18 protein-coding genes are annotated in these 19,726 nt (G+C 42.1%); 11 read left to right on the top strand and 7 right to left on the bottom strand.

Annotated elements, in window-relative coordinates; genetic code table 11:
- Positions 1–10 precede the first annotated feature (10 nt).
- On the bottom strand, positions 11–712 hold the full coding sequence (locus COR50_RS16355; protein WP_157760920.1) for a glycosyltransferase family protein: 702 nt from the start codon (positions 710–712) through the stop codon (positions 11–13).
- 468 nt (positions 713–1,180) lie between these two features.
- On the opposite strand from COR50_RS16355, the gene COR50_RS16350 reads away from it, so the two are divergent.
- Complete coding sequence (locus COR50_RS16350; RefSeq protein WP_098194980.1) at positions 1,181–2,002, top strand: glycosyltransferase family 2 protein; 822 nt, start codon at positions 1,181–1,183, stop codon at positions 2,000–2,002.
- 18 nt (positions 2,003–2,020) lie between these two features.
- Here the strand turns inward: COR50_RS16350 and COR50_RS16345 are convergent, their stop codons facing one another.
- Positions 2,021–2,527 carry an O-acetyl-ADP-ribose deacetylase gene (locus tag COR50_RS16345; RefSeq protein WP_098194979.1) on the bottom strand — a complete coding sequence of 169 codons (507 nt, stop codon included), beginning with the start codon at positions 2,525–2,527 and terminating at the stop codon, positions 2,021–2,023.
- Between the two features lie 404 nt (positions 2,528–2,931).
- Here COR50_RS16345 and COR50_RS16340 point away from each other — a divergent pair, with 404 nt between their 5' ends.
- The gene (locus COR50_RS16340; RefSeq protein ID WP_157760918.1) at positions 2,932–3,831 is read left to right on the top strand and encodes an EamA family transporter; all 900 of its coding nucleotides are present in this window, start codon (positions 2,932–2,934) and stop codon (positions 3,829–3,831) included.
- On the opposite strand, the gene COR50_RS16335 is transcribed toward COR50_RS16340, so the two are convergent.
- Together COR50_RS16335 and COR50_RS16330 are read right to left on the bottom strand one after the other, a co-directional pair.
- Positions 3,828–4,481: an MgtC/SapB family protein gene (locus COR50_RS16335; RefSeq protein ID WP_198405675.1), complete on the bottom strand. Its 654-nt coding sequence runs from the start codon at positions 4,479–4,481 to the stop codon at positions 3,828–3,830. The genes COR50_RS16340 and COR50_RS16335 overlap by 4 nt on opposite strands.
- A gap of 29 nt (positions 4,482–4,510) precedes the next feature.
- Positions 4,511–4,780, bottom strand: a complete 270-nt coding sequence (locus tag COR50_RS16330; protein WP_098194977.1) for a hypothetical protein — start codon at positions 4,778–4,780, stop codon at positions 4,511–4,513.
- Positions 4,781–4,885: 105 nt separating this feature from the next.
- Here COR50_RS16330 and COR50_RS16325 point away from each other — a divergent pair, with 105 nt between their 5' ends.
- The 3 genes from COR50_RS16325 (at position 4,886) to COR50_RS16315 (ending at position 8,373) form a co-directional block, all read left to right on the top strand.
- Positions 4,886–5,818 (top strand): phosphoribosylaminoimidazolesuccinocarboxamide synthase, encoded by a 933-nt coding sequence (locus tag COR50_RS16325; RefSeq protein ID WP_098194976.1) that lies wholly within the window; start codon positions 4,886–4,888, stop codon positions 5,816–5,818.
- Positions 5,819–5,974: 156 nt separating this feature from the next.
- The gene (locus tag COR50_RS16320; RefSeq protein WP_098194975.1) at positions 5,975–7,771 is read left to right on the top strand and encodes an ABC transporter ATP-binding protein; all 1,797 of its coding nucleotides are present in this window, start codon (positions 5,975–5,977) and stop codon (positions 7,769–7,771) included.
- Positions 7,772–7,929: 158 nt separating this feature from the next.
- The gene (locus COR50_RS16315) at positions 7,930–8,373 is read left to right on the top strand and encodes a DUF3276 family protein (RefSeq protein WP_098194974.1); all 444 of its coding nucleotides are present in this window, start codon (positions 7,930–7,932) and stop codon (positions 8,371–8,373) included.
- Positions 8,374–8,581: 208 nt separating this feature from the next.
- Here the strand turns inward: COR50_RS16315 and pgi are convergent, their stop codons facing one another.
- Together pgi and COR50_RS16305 are read right to left on the bottom strand one after the other, a co-directional pair.
- Positions 8,582–10,234, bottom strand: a complete 1,653-nt coding sequence (pgi, locus tag COR50_RS16310; RefSeq protein WP_098194973.1) for a glucose-6-phosphate isomerase — start codon at positions 10,232–10,234, stop codon at positions 8,582–8,584.
- Positions 10,235–10,303: 69 nt separating this feature from the next.
- Positions 10,304–11,122, bottom strand: a complete 819-nt coding sequence (locus COR50_RS16305; protein WP_157760916.1) for a hypothetical protein — start codon at positions 11,120–11,122, stop codon at positions 10,304–10,306.
- Positions 11,123–11,221: 99 nt separating this feature from the next.
- Between COR50_RS16305 and prfB the strand changes: the two genes are divergently transcribed.
- Together prfB and pruA are read left to right on the top strand one after the other, a co-directional pair.
- A protein-coding gene (prfB, locus tag COR50_RS16300) for a peptide chain release factor 2 (protein ID WP_098194971.1) occupies positions 11,222–12,317 on the top strand; the annotation gives its coding sequence in 2 pieces (ribosomal slippage) (positions 11,222–11,281 and positions 11,283–12,317; 1,095 coding nt in all).
- 92 nt (positions 12,318–12,409) lie between these two features.
- Entirely contained in the window at positions 12,410–14,041 is a 1,632-nt protein-coding gene (gene pruA / locus COR50_RS16295; RefSeq protein ID WP_098194970.1) for an L-glutamate gamma-semialdehyde dehydrogenase, read from the top strand.
- Between the two features lie 176 nt (positions 14,042–14,217).
- Here pruA and COR50_RS16290 read toward each other — a convergent pair whose 3' ends face one another.
- Complete coding sequence (locus tag COR50_RS16290) at positions 14,218–14,733, bottom strand: peroxiredoxin (RefSeq protein WP_232516198.1); 516 nt, start codon at positions 14,731–14,733, stop codon at positions 14,218–14,220.
- Between the two features lie 119 nt (positions 14,734–14,852).
- On the opposite strand from COR50_RS16290, the gene pyrR reads away from it, so the two are divergent.
- The 4 genes from pyrR (at position 14,853) to COR50_RS16270 (ending at position 19,725) form a co-directional block, all read left to right on the top strand.
- Complete coding sequence (gene pyrR, locus COR50_RS16285; RefSeq protein WP_098194969.1) at positions 14,853–15,383, top strand: bifunctional pyr operon transcriptional regulator/uracil phosphoribosyltransferase PyrR; 531 nt, start codon at positions 14,853–14,855, stop codon at positions 15,381–15,383.
- Between the two features lie 184 nt (positions 15,384–15,567).
- Positions 15,568–16,518 (top strand): aspartate carbamoyltransferase catalytic subunit, encoded by a 951-nt coding sequence (locus COR50_RS16280; protein ID WP_098194968.1) that lies wholly within the window; start codon positions 15,568–15,570, stop codon positions 16,516–16,518.
- 71 nt (positions 16,519–16,589) lie between these two features.
- Entirely contained in the window at positions 16,590–16,919 is a 330-nt protein-coding gene (locus tag COR50_RS16275; RefSeq protein WP_098194967.1) for a DMT family protein, read from the top strand.
- Between the two features lie 304 nt (positions 16,920–17,223).
- A complete protein-coding gene (locus COR50_RS16270; protein WP_098194966.1) occupies positions 17,224–19,725 on the top strand; it encodes a PIG-L family deacetylase in 2,502 nt (833 codons plus the stop codon).
- The last annotated feature ends 1 nt before the right edge of the window (position 19,726 follow it).

Raw genomic sequence — 19,726 nt, 5'->3', positions numbered from 1 at the left:
GATTATTGCATCAATTTTTCACGGTAATACCAAGTGCAGATAGATATTGCTTTTGTTGATGTTCGAAGCTCCATTTTGGATTGTTTACAAAAGAAAGATCCCTATTCCCGTTAATGATTTCCTTGATATAAAACAATAATTCGGCGGGATCATTGTAGAAAAAGCTATTATTAACGATATCATCAATGATTTTTAAATCAGAAGATGTTATAATTTTCTTTTGATGAGCAATGGCGAGATTTATAGCGCCTGTAATTTTATAATTGATATATGAATTATGTTCTTTATTAAAGGGAAGCAGGAGGCAGTCCGAGTTAGATATATATTCATGGAAGACCGGGTTCGGAATAAATAGATCGAATAAAGTGAATTTGTCAGCAACATCATTTTCCTTTATTTTTTTTATAAAGTCGGCCGCATCTTCATGATCCGGGTTCATCTTTCCTAATATGATGAATTTAAAATTGTTATAAGCCTTCAGTTGCGCCGCGATATCGATCAATAATTTATAATCCTTCCTTTTGTAAGAAACGCTACCCGGGATGCAGAACCAAAATTCTTGCCCCGTTTTTAGAATTTTAAAAGAATCTTTATATTTTGGGAAAAATACGGGGTAGAAGCTATAAAAAGGCTTCGGGGATTGTGCAATTAAATCATTCTTTAAAAGAAAATCGTTAATAACAAAATATCCATCAATACCTTTAGAAATCAATACTTGCGATTTGCTGGAAAATAATTTTGTTAAATTATGTAAAATTCCAAATCGTTTTATTTTCTTTGGCAAAAAATTTGAAAGACCTACAATATCTAATTTAGAACTACCAGTGTTAAAAACGACTATATCCGGTTGGCTTGAGATCAAATATTTGTATATCTTAAAAAAATCTAAAATCTTAATTTTTTTCTTCCTGTTAAAATATTGTATATCATTTAATAAGCACTTGTATTCTTCGACCTGGATTCTTAATGAAGAATTAACGATTAAGTTCACCGTTATATCTTGATCATGTAGGAACTTTACTTGGCTGTAAAGACATTCTTCATGAAAATTATTTAATTCAATAAGTGTAACAGTCATTTAAAATCAAAATTGATCTGTAAAAATAATTAACAAAGGGGACATTATTATATTTGTTGACAAGATGTTTTATGTTAACGCCCCGCCATTATCGTTTTAAATATGAAAATATCTGTAATTATCAGTACCTACAACGCTGAAGCCTGGCTTGAAAAAGTATTATGGGGGTATAATCAGCAAACATTCAATGAGTTCGAATTAGTTATTGCAGATGATGGTTCCAGGGAAACTACCCGGCAATTAGTTAGCAAGATACAGGCAGAAGTTAATTTTCCCATCCAGTATATATGGCATGAAGATAACGGGTTTCAAAAATCGACCATCTTAAATAAAGCTATCACGGCATGTAAATCCGATTATATCTTGATGAGCGACGGCGATTGCATTCCCAGGAAAGATTTCGTTGAAATGCATATGAAATACCGCAAGCCGGGGCATTTTATCTCCGGGGGATATTATATGTTACCCATGAATATATCGGAATTAATAAAAAAAGATGATATTATTTCACAACGTTGTTTTGATATAGATTGGTTATTATCTCATGGCCTCAAAAAATCGTTTAAAAATAATAAACTCAGCAGTAAAGGTTTTAAAGCCCATCTCCTGAATGCGGTTACGCCTACCAAAGCGAGCTGGAACGGGCATAATTCTTCCGGTTGGAAAGCTGATATCCTGGCGGTAAACGGATTTGATGAAAGGATGCAATACGGCGGGCAAGACCGGGAACTGGGCGAACGCTTGATGAATCTCGGGATAAAAGGAATTCAAAAAAGGTACAGCGCAATATGCATCCACCTCGATCATAAACGTGGTTATAAAACGGAAGATTCGATCGCGAAAAATAGAGCAATCAGGAAAACGACAAAGGAGGGTAAAATAATATATACACCGTATGGCATCAAGAAAGAAGTAGAAATATAGGCAGCGAAAATATTTTTTCTACAACATTAGGTTCTTATAGATAGCATAATTTTCTTGATCAAAGCTTACAAAAATTACTTTCTCTAACATATCGTTCAAGGTAAATTCTTTCACCGTGGATATAGCGATTTCTGCTGCAAGCTGTTTTGGAAATCGGTATATCCCGGTGCTAATATTAGGGAATGCAATTGTCTGCACCTTGTTTTTTACAGCTAAGGCCAAAGAGTTTTCATAGCAATTTCTCAAGAGCTGTAATTCATTTTGCTCCCCTCCGTTCCACACTGGCCCAACCGTATGTATTACGAACCTAGATGGCAAGTTGCCCGCACCGGTAATTACGGCTTCGCCCGTTTCACAACCTCCCTGCCTATTCCTTATTTTCCTGCATTCTTCCAGTAGGGAAGGACCTGCGGCCCTATGGATGGCACCGTCTACACCCCCGCCACCAAGCAAAGAGGAATTAGCGGCATTTACGATAGCGTCTACTACTAGCCGGGTGATATCTCCTTGGATTAATTGAATCATTATCAGTTTAATTTGTGATTAGATAATAGCATATTTCGTAAATTAATTTTTTATCTGTTAACCCAAGAAAATAATCATCTAAAATTGAAAAGTTTAAAATGCAAATACCGTATTGCCTCAGCCCGTGCGCACTAGTGGGATTAAGGAAGTGTTTCAGGATATTTTATCACTATAGTTGCGGATCGTCGGCAACCATTACTCGCAACTTGTAAAGAAGGAGAAATTATTTATCCTGATATCGGGATATTAGCTTACGTGATGTGGTTTGAACTAACCAATCATTTTAATCCTTCCCAAAATGAAATATTCAACATCCGGGCCAGACAAGGCATGTCTTGTCTCTACATGATCCCCCGCAAAATTTCGTACCTTACCCCGCGAAAAAAAAACAACCGCTCAAAACCATGGGTACCGCCGGTCAACCGAAGACAAACCTCTTAATCCCCGCCCTATTGGCAGTATATATCATATGGGGTTCCACGTATTTAGGAATGAAGATCGGTATCCGGGAAGTCCCCCCGTTTTTATTATCCGGGATCCGTTTTATCATCGCGGGTAGCCTATTATTTGCCTGGGCTATTTATAAAGAGAAGCAATGGCCCTCGATCAAGCAAGTTTTAAATGCCTCGTTAATTGGTTTTCTATTAATCGGTATCGGGAACTCCGGCGTTGCTTTTTCATTAAAATATATGCCTTCAGGATTGGTTTCCCTAATCGTTGCCGCGAACCCGGCTTGGTTTATATTGCTGGATTACCTGTTTTTCTCCCGGAAAAAAGTTGGTATCCGCACGCTCCTGGGCATCGGGTTCGGTTTCATCGGGCTGTTTTTGATCTTCAATCCCTTCTCGGCAACGGAACATAAAGATTTCCCCTTATGGCCAATCGGTGTTGTCGTGATGGGGAGCATGTGCTGGGTTACGGGTTCTTTACTTTCACCCCGCTTAAAATTACCGCAACAATTAACCAATACGGCCATCCAGACTTTCGTAGGGGGTATCGCCGCGCTCGTTATGAGTGCCGTGTTGGAAGATAATCAACTTGCATCGATTCAATCAATGACGCATGTGTCTATCGGCGCAATTGCCTATTTAATAATCTTCGGTTCCTGGATCGGTTATACATCTTATTCATGGCTGATCAATAATGCCCCTCCGCGAATTACGGCTACTTATGCATACGTAAACCCAGTTGTAGCATTGTTTTTAGGTTGGTCGATAGCAGGGGAGCAGCTTTCCCTGGAGATGTTCGCGGGCTCGGTGATCGTTATATTGGGCGTGGTATTGATGACACTCAGGAAACATTAAATGTTTACCTGCACGATAAAGGAATGTATTAATGGGTTCACCATCAGCGAACGATTCATCGCTTCCATGTTTTTTATTGGTCCGGATATCTCGTATTTCTCTTCTACGATAGATTCCTTCCTCATGGTGGCTACCTTTTTGTGCTGGAGATGAAATTGTTGGAAGATCGCGAGGATATCGGCTTCCGTCATATCTTCATTTTTGTACATCACCGTGTACATTTTTCGTTCCCTGGTCCGTGTGATCCAGTCTTCCACGTATTGTAATACCCTTAAAACTACGAGGGCGGAGGTTAATGTAATACCGGCCAACCAGTACTTATCCATTCCGATCGCCATGCCCAGGGCGGCGGCAATCCAGATAGTCGTTGCGGTAGTGATGCCGTCTATCGAGAATTCTCCCTTGAAAATGACCCCGGCGCCGATAAATCCTACACCCGTTAAAATATTTGATGCCACCCTGTCCATATTGCCAGGGTAACCGATCTGGATGCTCAAAATCGTGAATAGGGCGGATCCTGCACAAAGCAAGGTGATTGTCCTGATCCCGGCGGGTTTGCGCCGCAATTCCCGCTCAAATCCTAGTATCGCCCCGGTAAGCAACGAAAAGAGGATCTTGTAAACCGATTCTATCAGCAAGGGATCATTCATTGATAATAAATTTATATAATTATTAAAAATTATATTTTGCATTGGTTCTGTACGAGGGCAATCCCGTTAACAGAAACTAACTGGTCGAGCCTCAAATGCCGGCCATTATCAAGTTCCATGAATTCCTCCCCGTTGATAGTGAATAAATTTTTAATATATCCATCGTATGTAGATAAATCTCCTTGAAGTGGTGTGGATTTAAAAATTATATGACATAAAATTTGCCCTGTTGCCCATGCTTCTAAGCGATCGTAGTAATTACAATCGATCGGTGTGTAAGTAATTTTGGAGTTATTCATAATTTCTCTTGTAAAATTAATCCCTGGTGCCCTAAATTTGCAGCTTAATTTATTCAAACTATAGGGAGCACCTTTTTTGTCATAAAAATAAACAATAACAAATACATGTCTGAATCAACTTATCAATTTCCCGGCCAAACTGGTTTCTACAAAGGTAAAGTTCGCGATGTTTATACCATCGAGGACAAATGGTTAGCGATGGTGGTAAGCAACAGGATCTCTGCATTCGATGTTGTATTGCCTCGTCCGATCCCTTACAAGGGCCAAGTTTTAAACCAAATCGCTGAAATTATGCTCGATGCCACCAAGGATATCGTGCCTAACTGGGTGAAAGCTGTTCCCACTCCAAACTGCACCGTTGGTTTGAAATGTGAGACGTACCCCGTTGAGATGGTCGTTCGTGGCAATTTGACCGGTCATGCTTGGAGGACTTACAAAAGCGGTAAACGCGAGCTTTGCGGCGTTCCATTGCCGGAAGGTTTAAAAGAAAATGATTTCTTCCCGAACCCGATCATTACCCCGACAACCAAGGCCCATGAAGGCCATGACGAGGATATTTCCCGCGAAGAAATTATCGCTCAAGGCTTGGTAAGTAAAGAGGAGTACGAGCAATTAGAAAAATATACCTTGGCTTTATTCGAGCGTGGCCGCAAACTTGCTGCTGAACGTGGTTTGATCTTGGTTGATACCAAGTATGAATTCGGTCATATCGATGGACAAATCTACGTGATCGACGAGATTCATACCCCGGATTCATCCCGCTTCTTCTATGCTGAAGGTTTCGAAGAAAGACAGGCTGCCGGCGAAGCCCAAAAGCAACTGAGTAAGGAATTCGTTCGCGAATGGTTGATGGAAAACGGTTTTCAAGGTAAAGAAGGTCAACAAGTGCCTACTATGACCGACGAATTTGTAAATAGCGTGAGCGAGCGTTATATCGAATTATTCGAGAAAATTACCGGTCGTACATTCGAAAAAGTTGATATTTCCGAGGAAGAGGCGAAGGCGAAAATCATCGCTTGTATCGATTCTTTGAAATAAACTAGATATCATATTCATGGAAGGAGCTTCGCCAAGAGGGTGGGAGCTCCTTCTTGTTTTGTAATGCTGATGCTTTGCAGGTATTCATAGTACCTGGGATGGACCTGCCATGTCTCTCCATTCATTTTTACGTAAATTGCGTTAAAATTTATCCGATTGAAACATCTCGCGACGCTCAATAAGTATTTCCTGCGCTATAAATGGCGTTTTTTGCTTGGATTATTGTTTACAGCCATCTCTATCGTATTCAGTATTTTTCAACCCATTTTAGTACGTCAAATCTTCGATTTGCTGGAGCAGAACCTAGATTCTTATCACCTGATCGATCATACCAGCGTAAAATCTGCTTTCCGCGGACAGTTTTCTTCCGTATTGGCTTTTTATGGCCTTTCTATCCTGGGCTTTGCCTTATTGAGTGGCTTCTTCATGTTTTTACAGCGTCAAACGCTCGTCGTGATGAGCCGATTTATAGAATACGATTTAAAGAATGCTATATATAAACATTACCAGGAATTGGATCTTAGCTTTTACAAGATTCACCGCACCGGTGACCTGATGAGCCGTATTACGGAAGATGTTTCCCGTGTAAGGATGTACGTGGGACCGGCGGTTATGTATGCCACCCGTACCGTGATCATGATGGTAATTATTATTTACCTGATGCTCAAGGTAAACCCGTTGTTAACGCTTTACACTTTATCCCCGCTCCCGATACTCGCGATCACGATCTATTTTGTTAACCGCATCATCCATAAAAAAAGTGAGAAGATCCAAGCGCAGCTATCAAATATTACTACGGTGGCGCAGGAGTCTTATTCTGGAATCCGCGTAATAAAATCGTATGTCCAGGAAGATCCCAGTGTAAAACATTTTGATGATGCTAGCGAAGCTTATAAGAAAAGCTCTATCAGCCTCGCTAAAACTGATGCCCTGTACCAGCCTAGTATGGCCTTGATGATAGGTTTAAGTGTTGTAACTACAATTTTTATCGGCGGGATGCAGGTCATCAAGGGAAATATTACGGTGGGTAACTTGGCAGAATTTGTCATTTATGTAAATATGCTCACTTTTCCCTTTTTCTCCATCGGCTGGGTCGCTTCCATGATTCAAAGGGCCGCTGCATCACAGCAACGGATCAACGAATTTTTACAAGTAAAGCCGGATATCAGCAATCCTGAAAATCCCGTAGACGCTACTTTCAAAGGGGATATTCATTTTGAGAATATTAATTTCATGTATAGCCATACGGGAATTCAAGCGCTTAAGAATTTTAATTTAAAAATTAAGGAAGGTGAAAAGGTTGCTATCATTGGCCGCACCGGTTCCGGCAAAACAACGTTAGCACAATTACTGATCAGGATGTTCGATCCGCAGTCGGGTAAGATTAAAATCGATGGCATCGATATAAAGGAAATGTCCCTGGAAAGCTTAAGGACACAGGTTAGTTACGTGCCGCAAGACCTGTTTTTATTCTCGGATTCCATCGCTAATAACATCCGTTTCGGTGCGCCGGGGGCGGATATGGAGGCAATAAAAACCGCTGCTAAGCAAGCTTCGGTGGAGAAGGATATTTTGCAATTCCCGGAAGGCTTCGAGACGGTGATAGGAGAGCGTGGCGTTACCTTGAGCGGCGGACAAAAACAACGTGTATCCATTGCCAGGGGTTTGTTGAAGGATCCTAATATATTAGTGTTCGACGATTGCTTATCAGCCGTAGATGCCCGTACAGAGAAGGAAATCATCGGTAACCTGTATGCATTTTTGAAGGATAAAACCGCTATCATCATTACCCATAGAATATTTTCATTATTCGAATTTGATAAGATAATCGTGTTAGAAGAGGGTAGAATCATCGAGGAAGGCACGCATGAAGCACTACTCTTGAAGAACGGTTACTACGCGGAAATGTACCAGCGCCAGCAGAAAGGGGAAGAAGAGAACGTAACAGAATAGGTTTCACCCCCTTATAATTGCTTGGGACGCGGTAATAACAAAAAAAATCGATGTTTTTTCAAAATCATTTAAAAATATTTTGATATTTATAAAACAATAGTATATTTGTTGCTTATTGAAAACAGGATTTGATTCGTTAACACTTAAATCTATCAACTGTGGCGTACGAAAACAACAATCAGCAGGAAAGAAACAATGACAGCATCTTTTCTAAGCGATTGAAAGCGGGTAAAAGAAGAACTTATTTCTTTGATGTTAAAACCACTCGTGGCAATGATTACTTTCTAACCATCACCGAAAGTAAAAAACGTTTTAACGATAATGGTTATGACAGGCATAAAGTTTTCTTGTATAAAGAAGATTTTAACAAGTTCCTGAATGCATTAACAGAAACAATCAATTACGTGAAAACTGAATTGATGCCCGACTTCGACTTTGATGCTTATAACCACGATTATTCTGGGGAAAATGAGCAAGATGAAGTAGGCGTTGAAGCTAGTTCATCAACTGAAACAGAAGAAGAAGTAACAGAAACAACAACTGCTGCTGCTACTACTTCTGCTGCTCCAACATCTTCTAACGAGGATGTAGACAAGTGGTAATATTTGTACTAAAAATATTCTAAGACCCCTGGATTTTTCCAGGGGTTTTTTATTAATTGATATCTTGTTAGTTGTCGTGTTTAAATTTGTGATGGCAAGGATGATCCCGCTTAACCTGGACCCAAAATATTTATATATTCAAAAGGGTGTTTCAAATAAAAATGAAACACCCTTTTGAATATTGTATAAATTCTGCTGCCAACAGGCGTTAATTACGCATCAATTTATAAGCGTTAATTAAACCGTTTGTTGAAGAATCATGGCTAGTGATCCTTTCATTACCCTTTAGTTCAGGAAGGATGTTATTGGCGAGTTGTTTGCCTAGCTCCACTCCCCACTGGTCAAAACTAAAGATGTTCCATATTACTCCCTGTACAAAAATTTTGTGTTCATACATCGCAACCAATGTTCCCAAGCTTCTCGGGGTGATCTCCTTAAGCAAGAAGGAATTTGTAGGTCTATTTCCGGTGAACACTTTAAATGGGACTAATTTCTCAATCCCCGTTGCCGGCATACCCGTTTTTTCCAACTCGGCTTTCGCTGCCGCTGCTGATTTACCGTTCATTAATGCCTCGGTTTGAGCAAAAAAGTTGGATAATAACTTTTGATGATGATCTCCCACGGGATTATGGCTAATGGCGGGTGCAATAAAATCACATGGTATCAACTTGGTTCCCTGGTGGATCAATTGGTAAAAGGCGTGTTGGCCATTTGTTCCGGGTTCTCCCCAAACTACGGGCCCGGTTTGATAACTTACCGGGTGACCGTTGCGATCTACGTATTTGCCGTTACTTTCCATGTTGCCTTGTTGGAAATAAGCCGCGAAACGGTGCATATATTGGTCGTAGGGAAGAATCGCTTCCGTGTGCGCATCGAAGAAATTACCGTACCAGAGGCCGATTAATGCCATGATCAGCGGTATATTTTGTTCGGCGGGAGTATTCCTGAAATGCTCATCGGTAGCATGAGCGCCTTCGAGTAAGGCCACGAAATTATCGTAACCGATCGTCAAAGCGATTGACAGGCCGATGGCAGACCATAATGAGTATCTTCCGCCGACCCAATCCCAAAATTCGAACATATTGGCCGGGTCAATACCGAACGATTTCACCGCTTCTTCATTAGTAGAAAGTGCCACGAAATGACTGGCCACGTGTTTTTCGTCTTTCGCCGCATCTAAAAACCAGTCCCTCGCAGTATGTGCATTGGTCATGGTTTCTTGCGTTGTAAATGTTTTGGATGCTATGAGGAATAATGTTTCTTCAGGATTTACTTTCTTGAGCGTTTCAACGATATGGGTGCCGTCGACATTAGAAACGAAGTAAGTTTCTATTCCATCGATCCAGTAAGGTTTCAAAGCCTCGGTAACCATCACGGGACCCAAATCTGATCCCCCGATGCCGATATTTACAAAGTACTTTATTTTCTTACCCGTATAACCTTTCCATTCGCCGCTATGGATCTTGCGGCAGCAATCTTGCATCTTCGCTAATACCTTGTTTACTTCCGGCATTACATCTTGACCGTCCAGCAAAATCGGCGTGTTGCCGCGGTTACGTAAGGCTACATGAAGAACAGCCCTGTTTTCCGTTTGGTTTATTTTTTCAGCGGAAAACATCGCCTTGATAGCTTCGGGAACACCGCATTCGATGGCTAGGGCTTGTAGCAGTTGAAGGGTCTCATCCGTAATAATATTTTTAGAATAATCGAACAGTATATCTTCGATCTTTAAATGATATTTATCAAACCGGGTCGCATCTTTTGCAAATAAATCGCGCATTTGAACTTTGCGCATCTCTTCCGCATGATTCGTCAAGGCTTTCCATGAGCCGGTATGTGTAGGATTCGTACTTGGAAACATATTCTTCTTTATTATTAAATACGGTCAAAAATAAACTTATTCCTCTTAGATAGTATTTAAAATATGTAATTAAATTTTAAAATTTCGCGGCTTTCTAGCTAAGAAATGTACTAAGACAGACAGGAATAAAACGGTGATAGAGATGATGCAGGCAGCAAATACGGCAAAACTCCCGGGCGACTTTTCACCGAATTGCTGTATCGAAATTCCATAAATTGCCCAGATCCCGACAAGCGCATGTACAACATTATGGCGGTATATAACCATGAAAACTCCTGCTAAAGTGCCGACTAATACCATGGCAATTGCCCAAGTTGCGGCAACGGTTCCGGAAGATTGGAAGCCTATTGAAACTAGTAGGGCCGTGATATTGGCTAACAGGGCTATACTGATCCAGCCAAGGTAAAGCGAGAATGGAACTTGCACCCACCAGGTCTCCCGCTTGCTTTCAACTGGTAGCGCGATCCGAAAATTCCGATGTATTTTAAGGAGGGCATATAGTATGAGGCACATCATGATGACCGAAACCTCGATGAGTTGGAAATGCCAAGAAAATAACCAAGCGATATTGCCAAGGCAGGTAATTAAAAACCAGGCCCGCATCCTGAGCATGTGCGATTGCAACTCCTCGGTATGCCCCTTTGAAAATGCTAGCCAGAGCTGGTAAATGATATATACCAGTAGCCATAAGTAAATTAATCCCCATATACTGAAAGTAATGGGCGCCGGCACAAACATATTGGGATACATGGCCGATATCTCCCCGGTTGTTTTACCATTTAACTTCAGCGTATTGGCCATGTAATTGACAACCAGTACGAGGATAAAGGCAATTGAATTAAAGATGGCTTGCTGCCGGGCATGCAGAATACTGTAGTACTTGATCATGGCAATATATAACAACGCTTTACAAATATTGTTCCTTATTAAACCCCAGGTGTTCCGCATTTTATCCTGAAGGCAAAATTGCTTACCTTTGCGGACATTATGACAGCAGAACAATTAAAGGCTATGAGGGATCGTTTGCATGTCCTGGGAGGTTTTCTTTGACATCCCTGACCGCAACGCCAAAATAGAAAATGACAAACAGTTGACCCTAGCCCCTGGCTTTTGGGATGACAACGTGAGGGCCACGAGTATCCTCAAGGAAATTAAAGTAAACAAATTCTGGGTAGATCTTTACGAGCAGGTGCAATCTGTAATAGAAGATTGCGGCGTGTTGTACGATTTCTTCCGCGAAGGCGAATCATCCGAACAAGAAGTCAATGAAGCTTACGGTAAGGCTTTGGAGGCCTTGGAAGAGCTGGAATTTAAGTCTACGCTTAACCAGCCGGAAGACGAGATGCCGGCCGTGTTGACCATCAACTCCGGCGCAGGTGGAACAGAAAGCCAAGATTGGGCTGAAATGTTACTCCGCATGTACCGGATGTACGGTGAGAAACAAGGTTGGAAAGTAAGTGAAATCGATGTTCAGTACGGCGATGGCGCCGGGATTAAATCGGCAACATTGGAATTTGACGGCGAATTTGCCTACGGCTTATTAAAAGCTGAAAGCGGTGTACACCGACTGGTACGTATTTCTCCATTCGACGCTAATGCCAGGAGGCATACTTCATTCGCGTCCGTCTTCGTTTATCCGCTGGTAGATGATACGATCGAAGTGAGTGTAAACCCGGCCGACCTGGAATGGGAATTCTACAGATCAGGTGGTAAGGGTGGCCAAAACGTAAACAAGGTAGAAACCGCGGTGCGTTTGAAACATATCCCTTCAGGTATTATCATCGAATGTCAACAAGCGCGAACCCAAGGTGAAAACCGGGAGAAGGCTTTGACGATGTTAAAGTCCAGGTTATACGAAGAGGAGATCCGCAAAAGGGAAGAACTGAAGAATGCATCCAATGCGAATAAACGTAAAATCGAATGGGGCTCCCAGATCCGCTCCTATGTGTTTCATCCATACAAGATGATCAAAGATCATAGGACAGATTTCGAGGTGGGCAATGTACAACCGGTAATGGATGGTGAGCTGGAAGGTTTCATCAAAGCTTACCTGATGATGCAAAAAGAAGAAGAGGCGAGTTGACCGATCTTTACTTTATAAATCAAGACAACCAACCAAGTGATGTTCGAGAGGATGTCCAGGTTTATTTTTAAATCACACAATCTTATTTAGCCATGCATAACGCATATTTCGAGTTTGCAGCGCCTAAGAATGAACCGGTATTGAATTATGCTCCCGGTTCCGCGGAGAAAGTCGCTTTGAAAAAGCAACTTGCTGCTTTTAAGGCCGTTGAAATGGACATTCCCATGTATATCAACGGGGAAGAAGTTCGTACTGGAAAAACCGTAAATATCCATCCTCCGCACGAGAGAAAACATAAATTAGGTCATTTCCATCAAGGTGACAGTAGCCATGTGCAGAAAGCAATTGACGCAGCCTTGGCTGCCCGTGAAAAATGGGCCGATACTCCTTGGGAACAACGTGCAGCCATTTTTATGCGCGCTGCTGAAATGATGGCTACCAAGTACCGCGCCCATATGAATGCGGCCACGATGCTGGGTCAGAGCAAAAACGCTTACCAAGCCGAGATCGACAGCGCTTGTGAACTGATCGATTTTTTACGCTACAACGTTCATTACCTGGGCCAAATATACCAACAACAACCATATAGCCCTCAAGGTATTCACAACAGGGTAGAATATAGGCCACTGGAAGGTTTCGTATTGGCTGTTACACCGTTCAATTTTACCGCGATTGCGGGTAATTTACCTACATCTGCGGCAATGTGCGGAAACGTTGTGGTTTGGAAACCGGCCAACACGCAGGTTTACGCTGCTAACGTAATCATGAAAATATTGATCGAAGCCGGTTTGCCAGCCGGGGTGATCAACTTGGTATATACTGACGGGCCAACTGTTGGAGATGTATGTTTTAACCATGCAGATTTCGCCGGTATCCATTTCACCGGTTCAACAGGTGTTTTCCAAACAATGTGGAAAACAATCGGCACTAATATCAGTAAATACAAGACTTATCCCCGCATCGTGGGCGAAACCGGGGGTAAGGATTTTGTAATTGCCCATAAATCAGCAGATCCCGCGGTTGTAGCTACCGCATTGGCGCGTGGCGCTTTCGAGTTCCAAGGCCAAAAATGTTCCGCCGCTTCCAGGGCATATGTTCCGAGCAATATCGCGGACGAAGTAAAAGCTAATTTGGTAAAACAAGTGTCTTCCATGAAGATGGGTACCACTGAAGATTTTACTAATTTCATCAACGCTGTAATCGATGAGAAGTCTTTCGATAAGATCGCATCTTATATCGATAACGCTAAAAAGTCCGACGCTACTAGCATCTTGGTAGGGGGTACTTACGATAAAACAGAAGGGTTCTTCATTGCGCCGACAGTAATTGAAACAAAAGATCCTAAGTATGTAACGATGTGTGAAGAAATCTTCGGGCCGGTATTAACGTTGTACGTTTACGATGCTGAAAAATTCGAAGAGACATTAGCCTTGGTTGATAGCACTTCCGAATATGCATTGACAGGTTCTATCATTTCAACTGATCGTTATGCGATTGAATTGGCGACAAAACGCCTTACCAATTCAGCAGGTAATTTCTATATCAATGATAAGCCGACAGGCGCCGTGGTAGGTCAACAACCATTCGGTGGTGCCCGTGCATCAGGAACGAATGACAAAGCCGGTTCAGCAATGAACCTCTACCGTTGGTTGAGTGCCCGTACGATTAAAGAAACGATGGTACCACCGACAGATTACAGGTATTCATTCTTAGATGAAGCATAAAAAGCATAAACTTTCTAATTATTAGAAACAAGGAATAAAAGTAAACGGTCTCCAAATATTGGGGACCGTTTATTTTTATAAATAAAATCACCAGTAAAATCAATAAATAAGCAAATCAATCCTACGCCCAGCCCAAAAAATCCGCGCAATCCCTCCACCCAAAAAAAACGTGAACATTATTGTAATGCCGACAGCGCCTCTTCAACATGCTTGGTGGCCCCTGTCATCGAATTGAAATAGTGAATGATTTTCCCGTTTTTATCGATCACGTAAGTAACCCTTCCCGGCAACATCATGGTTTTAGGAACCCCGTACAACTTCCTGGCTTCGTTATCGGTATCGCTCAATAAAGTAAAGGGCAAATGGTATTTCTCCGCGAAAGCTTTATGAGAAGCGACGCTACCATTGCTGATGCCGATAACCTTTACGCCTTTATCGGTAAATTCATTATAGGCATCCCTAAACGAACAAGCCTCCTTGGTGCATCCCGGTGTATCATCCTTGGGATAAAAATAAACTACCACGGGCTGTTTGCCGATCACATCGGCCATGTTGAAATCTTTACCATCCTGGTCCTTCAAGGTAAAAAGGGGAGCTTGATCGCCAACTTTCAACTGCCCATTGGCAGTGCCTCCAAATAATGTAAATGCCATTACCAGTATATTTATAAATTTCATTGAAAACTTTTTCATACTATAAATTTCCTACTTCTATGACATCTAAAAAAATTGATCATTGAATTTATGCCAAATAACTTCAAAATCGGCGCATTTATCATTAATTTTGTGTTCAAATTGAAAATTACAACACATTGAAGACCATACTGAACGATAAACAGTTGGGCATTACCATCGACAGGCTTTGCCATCAATTACTGGAAAATCACCTGCGTTTTGAAGATACCGTGCTGATCGGCCTGCAACCGAGGGGAATTTACCTATCAGACAGGATTCACCGCAAACTGAGCCAATTGTTGCCCGGTATCCAAATTCCTTACGGTAAGCTGGATATCACGTTTTACCGTGATGATTTTAAATCCGGCAATGAGCTGCATGTTCCCAACGAGATGGATATCAACTTCTCCATCGAGGGGAAAAAGGTGGTCCTGATTGATGATGTGTTGTATACCGGCCGCACGATCCGTTCTGCCCTCGATGCGATGCTGGATTTCGGGAGACCTTCTTCCGTGGAATTGCTCGTACTGATCGACCGCCGCTTTAGCAGGCAGCTACCGATACAATCTGATTATACCGGCCGTACTATCGATGCCATTATTACCCAGAGGGTAAAGGTATTATGGAAAGAGAAAGATGGCAAAGATGAAGTTGTATTGGTAGATTAACTACCATTACAAATAATGATTTTATTCCATGTATTAAGATGTATTAATCTTTAAATAATGGGGATGAAAGCAAATTAAAATACCTCTAACACGCTCATTTAGAGAGGTCAATACGGAAAATACTTGTAAGAAATTTTTATTTTCATTTTTCGATATTCAGGATAGCCTTTATATTTGCATCTTAATGTCACTATCAGTAAAACATCTGCTCGGTATTCGCGATTTGCAGCGCCAGGATATAGAACTCATTTTTCAAACTGCCGATTCCTTCAAGGAAGTTTTACAAAGGCCAATTAAGAAAGTTCCGACGCTGAGGGATACCACTATCGTGAATGTCTTTTTCGAGAACTCCACCCGAACAAGAATCTCATTTGAATTAGCTGAAAAAAGATTAGGCGCAGACGTGGTAAACTTTTCTGCCTCCGGTTCATCCGTGTCAAAGGGTGAAACGCTGATCGATACGGTCAACAATATCTTATCTATGAAAGTAGATATGGTCGTGATGCGCCATTCGGCTACCGGCGCCCCGCACTTCTTATCGAAGCACATCGATGTTCCGATCGTTAATGCCGGGGATGGGATCAACGAACACCCGACCCAAGCTTTGCTTGACTCTTTTTCTATCCGTGAGAAATTAGGGAAAGTGGAAGGGAAGAAAATTGCCATTTGCGGAGATATTATGCACTCGCGGGTTGCGCTATCCAATATCTATTGCCTGCGAAAGCAAGGAGCCGAAGTAACGGTTGTAGGGCCGCCAACATTGATCCCAAAATACTTGGAAAAAGCTTTGGATGTCAACGTAACCTATAACATGAGGGAAGCATTGGAGTGGTGCGATGTTGCCAACGTATTAAGGATCCAATTGGAACGCCAAAATACGCCGCTGTTCTCCTCCTTAAGGGAATATTCGCTGGCTTACGGGGTTAATAAAAAACTCTTGGACAGCTTGAATAAAGAAATCGTGGTGATGCACCCGGGCCCAATTAACCGTGGGGTAGAATTGAGTTCCGATGCGGCAGATTCGAAGCAATCGATCATCCTGCACCAAGTTGAAAATGGTGTGGCCATCAGGATGGCAGTACTATATTTACTTGCGGGAAAATCTCCAAATATTACTTTAAGTTCCGGTAATTAATCATTACCGGATTTTTTTTCCCGACCGGGAATTATATCCAGGTTTTGTGCGAAGTATTTAACTTGTTTTGCATGCGTACGGTATTATTATTACTGGTTTCCAATATTTTTATGACCATCGCCTGGTATGGTCACCTGAAACACAATTCTGCTGCCTTGTGGAAAGTTATTCTAATCAGCTGGGGAATAGCATTCTTTGAATACTGCTTCCAAGTTCCGGCCAACCGCCTAGGCTTTTTGGAAGGAATTAACGGTTTTCAATTAAAAATGATCCAGGAAGTAATTACACTCTCCGTTTTCTGCATTTTTGCCATTACTTATCTCAAAGAGCCGCTGCGATGGAATTACCTGGTAGCTTTCGGCTTACTGCTTGGCGCTGTTTATTTTATGTTTAAGAAATAATTTTGGATCCGCGAAACGTAGCATGGACTCGCGAAATGTAGCATGGACCCGCGAAATGTAGCATGGACTCGCGAAATGTAGCATGGACTCGCGAAATGTAGCATGGACTCGCGAAATGTAGCATGGACCCGCGAAATGTAGCATGGACTCGCGAAATGTAGCATGGACCCGCGAAATGTAGCATGGATCCGCGAAATGTAGCATGGACTCGCGAGTCCATGCTACATAATTCTTAACCCGACAATATTAGGTTTATCTGTTTGTTTGTTTATTTTTGATAACTGCAAACTAAGGAGTGTTACTTATGATTCGAAAGACGATATTTACGGTAATGGTTTTGCTGACCTGCTTTACCTCGTTTAGCTTCGGGCAAGCCACACCCGCGACAAATTCGGCGGATATATTATTGCGGTTGAAAAAACTCAAAACGCTAGGGAATGTCTTGTACTTTGCTGCGCATCCCGATGATGAAAATACCCGCCTGATTGCCTATCTATCAAAAGAAAATTTATATAGGACGGGGTATCTCTCGCTCACGCGCGGCGATGGGGGGCAGAATCTTATCGGTAATGAACAAGCGGAATTACTCGGGGCGATCCGCACCCAGGAGCTGCTTGCCGCGAGGAGAATAGACGGTGGAGAACAATTTTTTACGCGTGCGAATGATTTCGGGTTCTGTAAGAACCCGGAAGAGGCATTCAGGATTTGGAATAAAGAGCAAGTACTAGCCGATGCCGTTTGGGTTATCCGGAATTTCAAGCCGGATGTTATTATTTGCCGTTTCCCGGCAGATAGTAGGGCCGGGCATGGGCATCATACCGCTTCTGCTATGATTGCTGCCGAAGCATTCGAAGCAGCCGCAAACCCGAAGATGTTCCCTGGGCAATTGAAATATGTTGGTACATGGCAAGCGAAACGCTTACTTTGGAATACTTTCAACTTCGGGGGTAACAATACAATTAAACCGGATCAATTCAAGTTAAATGTAGGGGCATATAACTATTTGCTTGGCAAAGGATACGGGGAAATAGCCGCGGAAAGCCGCTCCCAACATAAAAGTCAAGGTTTCGGTGTGGCAGCTACCAGGGGGGCCTCTTATGAATATTTTGCAACGATCAAAGGTGATCAACCGAAAGAATCCTTGATGGACGGGATCGTTACGGACATGTCTCAATCCCGTGATGGAAGTAGCATTGGCAAACAAGTTCAATCCATCATTGACAATTATAACGCGCAAGATCCCGCTGCTTCGATCCCGGCTTTAATTGCAGTGAAGAAAGCCTTGCAACAGCTAGATAACCGGGTAGCTTGGAAAACACAGAAGTTAAAAGCCATGGATGAAATCATCATGGCATGTGCGGGAGTATGGATGGAAGCTTATAGCAATCAACCAATGTACTCACCGGGGCAGACGCTGGATGGCAAAATAGATATCATCAACAGGGGAAATGCAAGTGTAACCCTGAAAAGCATCGGATGGGATAGTAAAGATAGCAGCTTGAATATGCTGTTGCCTACCAACGAATATATCTCCTTCAATAAGAACTATAGCATACCTAATAATGCGCAGTTTACTAACCCGTATTGGCTGAATGCTGAACATCCCGTCGGTATGTACGTGGTAAACCGCCAAGAATTAATTGGCAAACCTTGGAATGACCCTGCTCTAACAGCACATTACCATTTAGAAATTGCAGGGGAAAGCTTCGACATAGTTCGACCCGTTTCTTATAAATATACGGATCCCGTAAAAGGGGAAGTATATGAGCCTTTAATATTTGCCCCCCCGGTTGTTGCTAATATCGCTGACCCGGTGTATATTTTTACGGGTAAAGCCCCGCAAAAAATTCCTGTAAAATTAAAAGCTACTGCCGCGGCAGTTAAAGGTACCGTAACATTACATGTGCCTAAAGGCTATAGCATACAACAAGCTACGCAAAGTTTTAATATCGGTTTGAAAAATGGGGAACAAGATGTTTATTTCGATGTAATATCCACCGGCGTAGGTAGTAACAATACCGGCGAATTTACCCTGACTATAAATGTCGATCACCAGGAATTTGACCGTAGCCTAACGATCATCAACTACGATCATATTCCTAAAATTACCTTATTCCCATTAGCCCAAGGCAAGCTGGTTACTGTTAACCTAAAACATGATGGTAATAAGATCGGCTATATTCCCGGAGCCGGTGATAAAGTCGCGGAATCCTTGAGACAAGTTGGATACCAAGTAGACATTTTATCTGATGCAGATATTATGTCCGGAAACCTGCAACAGTATGATGCTATTATTACTGGTGTTAGGGCTTATAATACACAAGGCAGGATGCCTATTTGGCAACCTAAGCTCATGGATTTTGTAAAAGGCGGCGGCACATTGCTGGTCCAGTATAATGTAAACAGCAGGCTTAAAATGAATGAATTAGGTCCGTACCCATTCCAAATTACGAGGGACCGGGTAACGGATGAAAAGGCGCCTGTAACGCTACAGGATGCAACTAACTTGGCATTTAATTACCCTAATAAAATTACTCCATCAGATTTCGACGGCTGGATCCAGGAGAGGGGCTTGTATTTTACGGGTAACGCTGATCCCAAGTATGCCAAGTTATTCACGATGTCGGATCCTGATGAAAATGATCTGGATGGCGCTACGATCGTCACTAATTATGGCAAGGGTAAATATGTTTACACGAGCTTGTCATTCTTTCGGCAATTGCCGGCAGGTGTACCGGGCGCCTACCGATTATTTGTAAACTTAATCTCCAAGCTACCGGGGAAAAATATAGCTAACGGACAATAAA

Source organism: Chitinophaga caeni (assembly GCF_002557795.1).
Taxonomy (GTDB): domain Bacteria; phylum Bacteroidota; class Bacteroidia; order Chitinophagales; family Chitinophagaceae; genus Chitinophaga; species Chitinophaga caeni.
Note: the sequence above shows the minus strand (reverse complement) of the source record. Positions and strands in the feature narration are given on the sequence as shown.